The organism is Microcoleus sp. w2-18bC1 (assembly GCF_036700365.1).
In the GTDB taxonomy this organism is placed as follows: domain Bacteria; phylum Cyanobacteriota; class Cyanobacteriia; order Cyanobacteriales; family Microcoleaceae; genus Microcoleus.
In genome coordinates this window covers 1-9,556 of the sequence record NZ_JAUBOS010000110.1, presented here as the reverse complement: position 1 = coordinate 9,556, position 9,556 = coordinate 1, and the positions used below count along the sequence as shown (strand labels likewise).

General features: G+C 47.4%; 4 protein-coding genes. 1 reads left to right on the top strand and 3 read right to left on the bottom strand.

What is annotated here, in order from left to right; translation table 11 throughout:
* Positions 1 to 218 precede the first annotated feature (218 nt).
* The gene (argZ, locus tag QT979_RS27905; protein ID WP_333312284.1) at positions 219 to 2,333 is read left to right on the top strand and encodes a bifunctional arginine dihydrolase/ornithine cyclodeaminase; all 2,115 of its coding nucleotides are present in this window, start codon (positions 219 to 221) and stop codon (positions 2,331 to 2,333) included.
* A 409-nt stretch (positions 2,334 to 2,742) separates the two neighbouring features.
* Here argZ and QT979_RS27900 read toward each other — a convergent pair whose 3' ends face one another.
* From QT979_RS27900 to QT979_RS27890, 3 genes are all read right to left on the bottom strand, one after another.
* Complete coding sequence (locus QT979_RS27900) at positions 2,743 to 3,888, bottom strand: citrate synthase (RefSeq protein ID WP_333082657.1); 1,146 nt, start codon at positions 3,886 to 3,888, stop codon at positions 2,743 to 2,745.
* Positions 3,889 to 4,121: 233 nt separating this feature from the next.
* Positions 4,122 to 4,616, bottom strand: coding sequence for a phosphohistidine phosphatase SixA (gene sixA, locus QT979_RS27895; protein ID WP_333213396.1), 495 nt, complete (start codon positions 4,614 to 4,616; stop codon positions 4,122 to 4,124).
* A 67-nt stretch (positions 4,617 to 4,683) separates the two neighbouring features.
* On the bottom strand, positions 4,684 to 8,325 hold the full coding sequence (locus QT979_RS27890; protein ID WP_333312283.1) for a diguanylate cyclase domain-containing protein: 3,642 nt from the start codon (positions 8,323 to 8,325) through the stop codon (positions 4,684 to 4,686).
* Positions 8,326 to 9,556 lie beyond the last annotated feature (1,231 nt).

Genomic DNA, 9,556 nt, shown 5'->3' with positions numbered 1-9,556 from the left:
GTGCAATCGTTTGGGAGTTTATTGTTGCCAAATCTATCTTCCTTTACCTCTGCTTGAATATCTGCGGAATGTGGGCTTAAACATGATATAATAAAGAGTTACCCTTTTGAGACTCCAGACGTTGCGCTGCTAAAATTAGTAGTGAATATTACAGTTGCTATTATACAAACTCTGTCAACATACGTCTGCTGTAGCGTCTACCACATTTTAACTGAATTATGACTGACTCAATTCGCTTCCTCATGTGTGCTCCCGACCACTACGATGTGGATTACGTGATTAATCCGTGGATGGAGGGAAATGTCCACAAATCATCGCGCGATCGCGCCGTCGAACAGTGGGAAAAACTTTACCACGTCCTCAAAGAAAACGCCGTGGTAGACCTCGTACCGCCCGCAAAAGGCTGGCCGGATATGGTTTTCACCGCCAACGCAGGCTTACTTTTAGGCAATACCTTCGTCCTCAGCCGTTTCTATCACAAAGAACGCCAAGGCGAAGAACCCTATTTCAAAGCATGGTTTGAAAGCAAAGGTTTCACCGTGCACGAACTCCCGAAAGACTTGCCGTTTGAGGGCGCTGGCGATGCTTTACTCGATCGCGAAGGACGCTGGTTGTGGGCCGGATACGGCTTCCGTTCCGAACTCGACTCGCACCCGTTACTAGCAAAATGGCTCAACATTGAAGTGCTTTCGCTGCGTTTAGTGGACGAACGTTTCTATCACCTAGACACCTGCTTTTGTCCCTTGACAGGCGGCTATTTACTCTACTATCCAGCAGCATTTGACTCGTATTCCAACCGCTTAATCGAAATGCGAGTTGCGCCGGAAAAACGCATTGCCATTGAAGAAGCCGATGCCGCAAATTTTGCCTGCAATGCCGTCAATATTGACAAAGTTGTGGTAATGAACAAGGTTAGCGAAGCCTTGAAAACGCGCATTACTAATGCTGGTTTTCAAGTAATTGAAACGCCGATGACCGAATTTCTGAAAGCGGGCGGCGCCTGTAAGTGTTTGACGCTGCGGGTAACGGAACCGGTGCAAGAAGATCGATCTGCAAACGTGATGGTAGAAAGCCGCACAATTCGCATGGAAGGTCACTTGCTGGATGCTGGTTTAATTAGTCGTGCTTTGGACTTAATTGTCGATCTCGGTGGCAGTTTCCAAGTGCTCAATTTCAATCTGGGAGAGCAGCGGCAAAGTACATCATCTGCCGACGTTAAAGTTTCGGCTCCTTCCCACGATGTGATGGAAGAAATGATGGGAATGCTGATTGACTTGGGTGCAGTGCCGCCACCACAAGAGATTTGCGACGCTATTTTAGAACCGGTAGTGCAAGATGGCGTCGGTCCGGACGACTTTTATGTGAGTACGATTTATCCCACAGAAGTGCGGGTAAATGGTCAGTGGGTGAAAGCGCAAAATCAGCGTATGGATGGTGCTGTTGCTATTACTGAAACTGCTGATGGCCCAGTGGCTAAATGTAAATTACTGCGCGACTTAAAAGTAGGAGAAAAAGTTGTTGTTGATGTTGTCGGCATCCGCACCATCCGCAAAACAGAATCGCGGGAACAGCGCAATTCTCAAGAATTCAGCTTTATGTCGGGCAGCGTTTCTAGCGAACGCCGCGTAGAATTGGTAGTGGAACAAGTAGCGTGGGAATTGCGCCAAATTCGCGATCGCGGTGGCAAAGTTGTAGTTACCGCAGGGCCTGTTGTTATTCACACCGGCGGTGGCGAACATTTAGCGCATTTGATTCGCGAAGGTTACGTGCAAGCGCTGTTAGGTGGAAATGCGATCGCAGTTCACGACATGGAACAATCGAATATGGGAACCTCTTTAGGGGTTGACATGAAACGCGGTGTTGCTGTGCGGGGTGGACACCGCCATCACTTGAAAATAATTAACAGTGTGCGACGTTACGGGAGTATTGCAAAAGCTGTTGAAGCAGGCTTGGTTACTAACGGTGTGATGTACGAGTGCGTGAAGCATAATATACCGTTCTCTCTTGCCGGTTCGATCCGTGATGACGGGCCACTTCCTGACACACAAATGGATTTAGTTAAGGCTCAAGAAGAATATACTGAGCTGTTACGCGGTGCGGATATGGTGTTAATGCTGTCGTCTATGCTGCACTCAATTGGTGTGGGAAATATGACGCCGGCTGGTGTGAAGATGGTCTGTGTGGACATTAATCCGGCGGTGGTGACGAAATTGAGTGATCGGGGTTCGATCGAGTCTATTGGAGTTGTTACCGATGTGGGATTGTTCCTAAGTTTGTTGGTTAATCAATTGGATAAATTGACCAGCCGCCATCATGTAGCTCAATCTGTTTAGATTTAGCTAGTCTACTCGTTACCAGGCTCTTCCTGGTAACGCAGATGCGGAGGCTGTGGAATTAAGAGATTTAACCGCAGAGGGTGCAGAGAACGCAGAGGGAGATTCCAGAGAGATGAATAATTCCGATGAAGCGCGGATTTGATATTGATATTCCCATAAAAAATATTCCAATAAAAAGCCTCAGACCCGCAAGTCTGAGGACCGGAGTTCCTGAAAATCGTCACTTCTTAATATTGTCGCCAACAAACACCACAACATACAAGAGGGGTGCAACCCAGCACGGCAGTTTTTGGCAGATAGAGATTGCTTCCTGACTCGGAAGGCGAAAGCAATTTTTAATTCAACACTTCACGAAAGCAAAACAATTCTTCTCGCCATTTTCAGATCTGAGTTGATAATTATTGCTTTAGGATGGCAGTCTGTCCTCGATCGCAATATAAGGCTCACCGTGAGTGCCCGTATATATTTGAGTCGGGCGGTAAATGCGGTTTGCCTCTAGCTGTTCCTTCCAGTGGGCCAACCAGCCAGCAACACGGGCGATCGCAAAAACTGGTGTAAATAAGTCGATCGGAATTCCCATTTTTCGGTAAACTAGACCCGAATAGAAATCTACATTTGCATAAATTCCTTTGTGACCCAATTTCTCCTCAACCACTTCTTCCAACTCGACAGCAATGTCGTAATAATCGTCGTGACCGAAGTTCTCAAATAACTGTTCTGCTAACCCTTGGAGAATAGTTGCTCTCGGATCTTTCACCTTGTAAACTCGGTGACCGAAACCCATGATTTTGTCCTTATTTGCAACGCACTTCTCGACAAAAGGCCGCACGTTTTCTACCGAACCAATTTGCTCCAACATATCAATCACTTCTTCATTAGCTCCCCCGTGCAGTGGCCCCGCCAAAGTGCCAACTGCTGAAGCAATAACCCCGTAAGGGTCTGTCAGCGTCGAAGCTGTTACCATTGCCGAAAATGTAGAGGCATTAATTGTATGTTCAGCATGGAGAGTCAGACAAGTGTCAAAAATGCTAGCTAACAGTGGATCGGGTTCTTGCTCGTTGAGCATATAAAGAAAGTTAGCCGAGTAGTCCAAGTCATCCCTCGGCCGCACCGGGTCATTTCCCCGTCGCATTTGCTGGAACGCTGCTACCATTGTGGGAATCTTAGCTAGCAGTCGCACTACAGCTTCTCGAATGTATGCTGGGTTAGCCAGGGCTCTGCGAGAGTAGAACAAGCCCAAGGCGGCCGCTGAAGCTTGCAGGGCGTCCATGGGATGTCCTCTTTCTGGAAAGCATTTCATCATGTCCCGGATGCGATATTTGATCCGGCGGTGATAGCGAATTTCATGCTCGAAAGCTTCTAGTTCTTCCTTTGTCGGAAGTACCCCCCAGATTAATAAATATGAAGTTTCGAGAAAGGAGCTTTTGAGTGCCAGTTCCTCGATGCTAATCCCGCGATATTCCAGCAACCCTTTTTGTCCATCGACGTAGCTAATGCTGGACAAGGTGGCGGGAACACCTTCTAAACCTGGTTTGAATTCGCCGACGACCATTGCGATACCGTTTTGTGTGAGTTCAATCTACTAAAAGTACATTACCAGAAACGAAGATAGTGTCACAGTCTTGACAAATAATCATTTAATTGGGGTTCAGAAACCAGGTTTTTCAAGAGACAGCCCGATCGCACCGCTGCGTATTGTCGCCCCTTTTCTCCGGTTTCGCCGTCCGAGAATGCGGTTTTAAGAGGGCTGGCGCGTCCTGTTAATGTCGGGGCGGTTCGGTGTTTCTAGGGGAGCAAAAACTTGGGCGCCGTTAGCCAAAACATTTGGCTGCGGCCCACTGGGGAGCCTGTTTCGGGGAGGATTAAGCCGATGATACCTGCTTTTTTGAGAATCAGGGCGTCTTGCGATCGACCCCAAAGCAAAGTTTCTGCCCAGTTGCCTAAGTCTGGTTGGTGGCCAACCAGGGCCAAGCTGTGGCTACCTATTTCCTGCCACTGTTTGTACCACTCCAGCCAGTTCCCGATGTCTCCTGAAGGGGCGAGGGTGGCGGATTCTTCTATTTGGGAACTCAAACCGACTGTTTGCAGGATTTGGGCGGTTTGCTGCGCCCGCAGTAGGGGACTGGTGAGAATTAGGTCAAACTGAATTTCGAGTTCGTACAGGCGTTGGGCAATTTTCCGGGTTTTACGATCGCCCTCTTTAGTCAGGGGGCGTTCTGAGTCTGTATCATATTCTTCGGGTGCGGCGGCGATACCGTGCCGGATTAGATAAATAACCATATCTCAATACTTCCAGGCATTGGGTCCCGTTTTTCTAGGAGCTGTCTAGGATATACCTACCTTTTGCCTATTCTACAACTGTATTGAAATCTGGCGCTGTCATCTGGTTGGCGCTTGTGTAGCGATCGCGCCCTTGTCGTTTCGCATCATATAATGCTCGATCGGCGAGGGCAACGAGTTCATCCGGTGATATTTCCGCAGTGGGAATCACAGTTGCAATTCCCATGCTAACGGTCACGATCGCGCTCACATCAGATTGCTCGTGAGGGATTCCCAAATCTCGGATTGCCTCTCGGATCGACTCAGCAACAGCGATCGCGCCATCCGCATCCGTATTCGGTAGGATAGCCGCGAATTCTTCGCCCCCGTAACGTGCCAACAGATCCGATGAACGTTTAACCGCTTGTGCAGCCGATGAAGCCACTTTTACTAAACAAATATCCCCAGCTTGATGTCCGTAGCAATCGTTATATCGCTTGAAATAATCTACATCCAACATAATCAACGAAAGCAGTTGTTTCCCCTGTATCAGTCGGTGCCATTCCGACTGCAATCGCTCATCAAAACAGCGGCGGTTTGCTACTTGTGTTAACCCATCTGTCGTAGCAATTAATCTTTCTTGTTCCGCCCGGTGTCTGAGCATCTCCTCGGCCCGCTTGCGTTCTGTAATATCAGCAAAAGTCGTTACTACTGCATAGGGTTGAGACTGATTCATTTGGAACAGCGGTTGCGAATTAATCGAAATCCAAGTCAGCGTTTTATCCGATTTGTGAATGCCCATCACCACATTTGATACGGGTTTTCCCGTCCGTAGGGTAATCATTGCCGGATGCTGTTGGCAGGGGAAAGGAGAGCCATCTTCCTGAACGGTTCGCCAGTCTAAATCTATGGATGTACGCCCCATAAGTTGTTCGGGAGTCAGTCCGAGAATCCTTCCGGCACTAGCATTACAGGTAGTAATTTGTCCGTCTGCTAGCTGAAGTACGACGCCTTCAGTCATGCTTCTAATCACAGAACGATACCGTTCCTCGCTCTCCTGTAATTGACTCAGGAGAATGTTTTTAGCATCAAACTCTGAAGCCAGATGCAGGCTACCCGCCAAAAACCCCGCCATCAGTTGTAAGGTATGAATATCTGACTCTGTAAAGGCACAGGGTCTAGCGGAAACAACTTTTAAGACGCCAACCCGATCGTCCTGATAGAACAAGGGAACAACCACCAGTGACCGGATACCAATGCGCTGACAGACAGACTGCTCCACCCGTGGATCGGTTTGTGAATCATCACAAAGCATAATTTGGCCGGTCGCAATACATTTTCCCGATAAACTTGTCCCTACTTTCATCCGTAATCCAACATAGGTGCTGGCGATACCGCTGGCTGCCCGATAAACCAACTCATCCCCTTCCAAGATTTCAATCACGGCCCCATCGGCACCGATCAATTTTTGAGTTCGATCGTTAATCACCGCCATCACTGCATCCAGGTTAGGATTGCGGATGGCGATTTCCTGTTGGGTGGCAATCACCACAGCCAGACGCCCGAACTCTTGCTGTAATGCTGCTTCTGCTTGCTTGCGATCGGTGATATCCTTCATAAAGCAGTGATGCCCGATCGATCGCTCCTGCGAGTCGTAGGCTGCCAACATCACCACCTGCTTGTAAAAAATCGAACCATCTTTCCTGATACCCCGGGCCTCAACTTCCACTCGGCCCTCGGCTAGCATTTTTTGATAAGCCGTCATCATCTTGTAGCAGTCGTCGGGATGAACTGTTTTCTGCCAATTGATACCAACCATTTCTTCAGGCTGATAACCCGCTATATTGGCGTAGGCTTGATTAACGGTGAGGTAGCGTCCGAAAACATCCAGTCGCGAGATGCCTTCCACAGCATTAGCAAGAGCTGTACTCATTTCTCTGAGTTCTGTTTCCGCCTGGACAATATCCGTAATGTCTTGGGATGTACCAAACAACCGAATGACTTTTCCCTCTGCATTGAGTTGAACCTGTCCTCTGGCTTCAGTATGGCGGATAGAACCATTCCGACTCACGATTCTAAGGCGCAATAGATAAGGCTCTCCGTGAGTGAGCGCTCGTTGAACTACCCGGTGTAGCTGTTTGGCACTTTCGGGATGGTAAAGCCGCAAGTTTTCTTCATAAGTAGGTTCGCCTAGGGCCCTAGATCGTCCCAAAATCTCGAATAGTTCGGGAGACCAGGTAATTTTACCCGTACTCACGTCCCATTCCCAGCTACCGATGTGGGCAACCCGCTGGGCTTCTGACAACCGGGTTTCACTCTTTTGCAGGGCTGTTTCTACTTGCTGGCGGTCGGTAATGTCTTTTTCGTTCACGAGCAACATCGGGTTGCCTGTTACCGGGTCGTTGGTACACCGCACGTCCATCCCATGCCAGCGAATCCCCGCCAGAGTAATCACTTGAGCCTCCGTGCTAAATACTTCACCAGACTTAAGAACTGCCATTGCTCGCTCTCCTACCTGAGAGTCAACAAAGCGACTCACAAAAGCATTATCTGTCGCAGAGCCACGGTGCAGCGCCTCCCCGTAACAGCCCAAGGCCGCTGGGTTTTGCAGCAGCGGCACACCTTCGAGGGTGTATAGCGAAACCATCAGCGTGGTGTGTCGGATTGCCTCGATCGATCGCAGGGTTTCCGGTTCGATGTGAGGAGCGGTTTCGACCTTACCCTCGACCAGGATTGCCAAACGCCCGCTATCAATCCTGATGCCAGAGCACCGACAGCCGACAGAAACAGCCTCACCGGCCGGGTAAAACGTCCACTGCTCAGACAAGGTTTGGCCTTGCTCAAACTGCTCCAGATAGCCCTGCAAGCGAATCCGAGTACACTCTGACAACATATCCCTAAAGTTGTGGCTCGCGAGTTGCTGCCGCGTCGAAGCATTCCACAGGTACAAGGAAGCTTGGTTGGCCCACCGGATTTGCCAATGCTCAATATCAAATATCCAGATCGGGTTTTGCAACAAGTCAAAGGCTTTGAGGTGGACAATTTCCCCGCTCAGGGAACAGGCTAACTCTGGTTGTAGACAATTTTGATGATTGACTCTTGGCGCGCTTTCTGTATTGGGATCAGTTTGATTTGGTTCTGTTTCGAGTTCCGGCGGTTGATTTGGCCCGATCACCGGGCGGTGAGATTCCAAGTGCCACATCCTCAACCCGATGTGCATTGCAACCTGTTGCATGATCTCAACGTCGAGAGGTTCCCACTGACGCGGACTTCGGCATTGATGAGCAATCAACAGTCCCCAAAGCTTCGGAGATTGCTGTTGTTGGCCATCTAGCAAGATTGGCGCAACTAAATTTGCCTGAACTTGGATGCGATCGAGCAATTCGACATCACAAGCTTGAAGATCACCAGCGTGAATATCAGAAATGCTGCTCGTTTGTCCCTGGCTGTAACGATCTACCCAGGTGGCTTCAAAGCAAGGATCATAAATCTGTTTTCCTAGGGTTGGCGGCCACTGGGCATCAACCGATTCTGCAAATACTACGCCATCTCTATGCGATAGGAAGCGATAAATAATTACACGATCGGTTTGCAGCAGCAACCTGGTTTCTTCTAGCGCACATTGCAAAATTGTCTCCAGAGCCACGAACTCGTTGATTTTAAGTGCAATTTCTGAAACTTTTTCTAGGCTTTTCTCTAACGACCAAGAGAAAGTCTGTTTTGTAGACATCTCCGTCTTCCTTGTTTTTTTAAGCTATTTTCTACTATCCTAACCCGCGGCAAATAAATATAATAATTTGTTTAAAATTGTATGAATCGCTACATGAACTTAGGAAAAAAAACATATTCATGTGACAAACACAACTTTTTTTGACTGCTACAATTATTTTTTTCATATCATTTAGCCAATCGTTTAGGTTGTTGGGTATATATTTTGATTCTTTTGAAGGTTTTTTTTACTAATTATTATCGGAACTTTCCTGCACCAACTATAACAAATTGTGATGAATTTAGCGAGCAAACACTAAAATATCACAAAAAATCCACCTTGCATTTTTGTTAAAAAGTAAGAAATATTGTGAATTTAGTAAACTCGATAAAACTAAATTTGCTCCGCAACCTGGTTTTTTTGAGCAAAATACTTCGTTGCCTCCCTTGACAACAGTTAAAATACCCAGGTTATTTGGTGTGTATTTTGGGGAAATGGGGATAAAATTTATTAGGGTGAGTCCTGGAGAAGTCAACAGGGTTTTTTAACCTCCTTACTTCGTTAAAAGTCTTGCAGGATGTTCAATAAACTTTTTATGGTCGGATTCTCCTGCCCAACCCCTACTACCCACAAGAAAATACAGTTGTTGTGAAACAGGCCGGAAAGCCTGTTGATGGCAGAAGCGCACAAGGCGTGAGTTCAAACCCTCAATAAAACTTAAAAAAGCCGGTTGATGAGAGTTAGAGTGCGGGCAAGACTGATTATCAAGTTAAGATTTTGCCCGGACTGAGAAAAAAACACGGCAACACCTGGTAGCAAGCGGAAGCCAAAAAGCGATCGCATTCCCAGGCTGTTGCTGGAATCAAGACCGCACCTAAAAACTCCAGAGTTAATGATCGTAAACAGGATTGTCTTTAGGACTAATTAAATTCAGCAGTTTTTGCTTAATCTGAGCATCAAATACTTCCCATTTCAGCCTTGCATAATCGCTCTTCTCATTCCCGCCGGAAAGAAACCCGACGGGAATTTCAAAACCTCCGGCTTGACTTCTACCGCCACCAAAAAAGCGTCCTTGAGCATCTTGACCGAAGGCTTCTTTAATAAATTCGTCGGGGTCGAGAGTAAGTTTATTAGTTCGCAGCGAGCCAATTACTACTTCAATTTCTTCGTCTTTGTGGTTCTTCCTTACTTACTATGCTAAATCAATAGTTAAAGGCGTAAAATCAATTTAACAAATATGTCAAAATGTAAA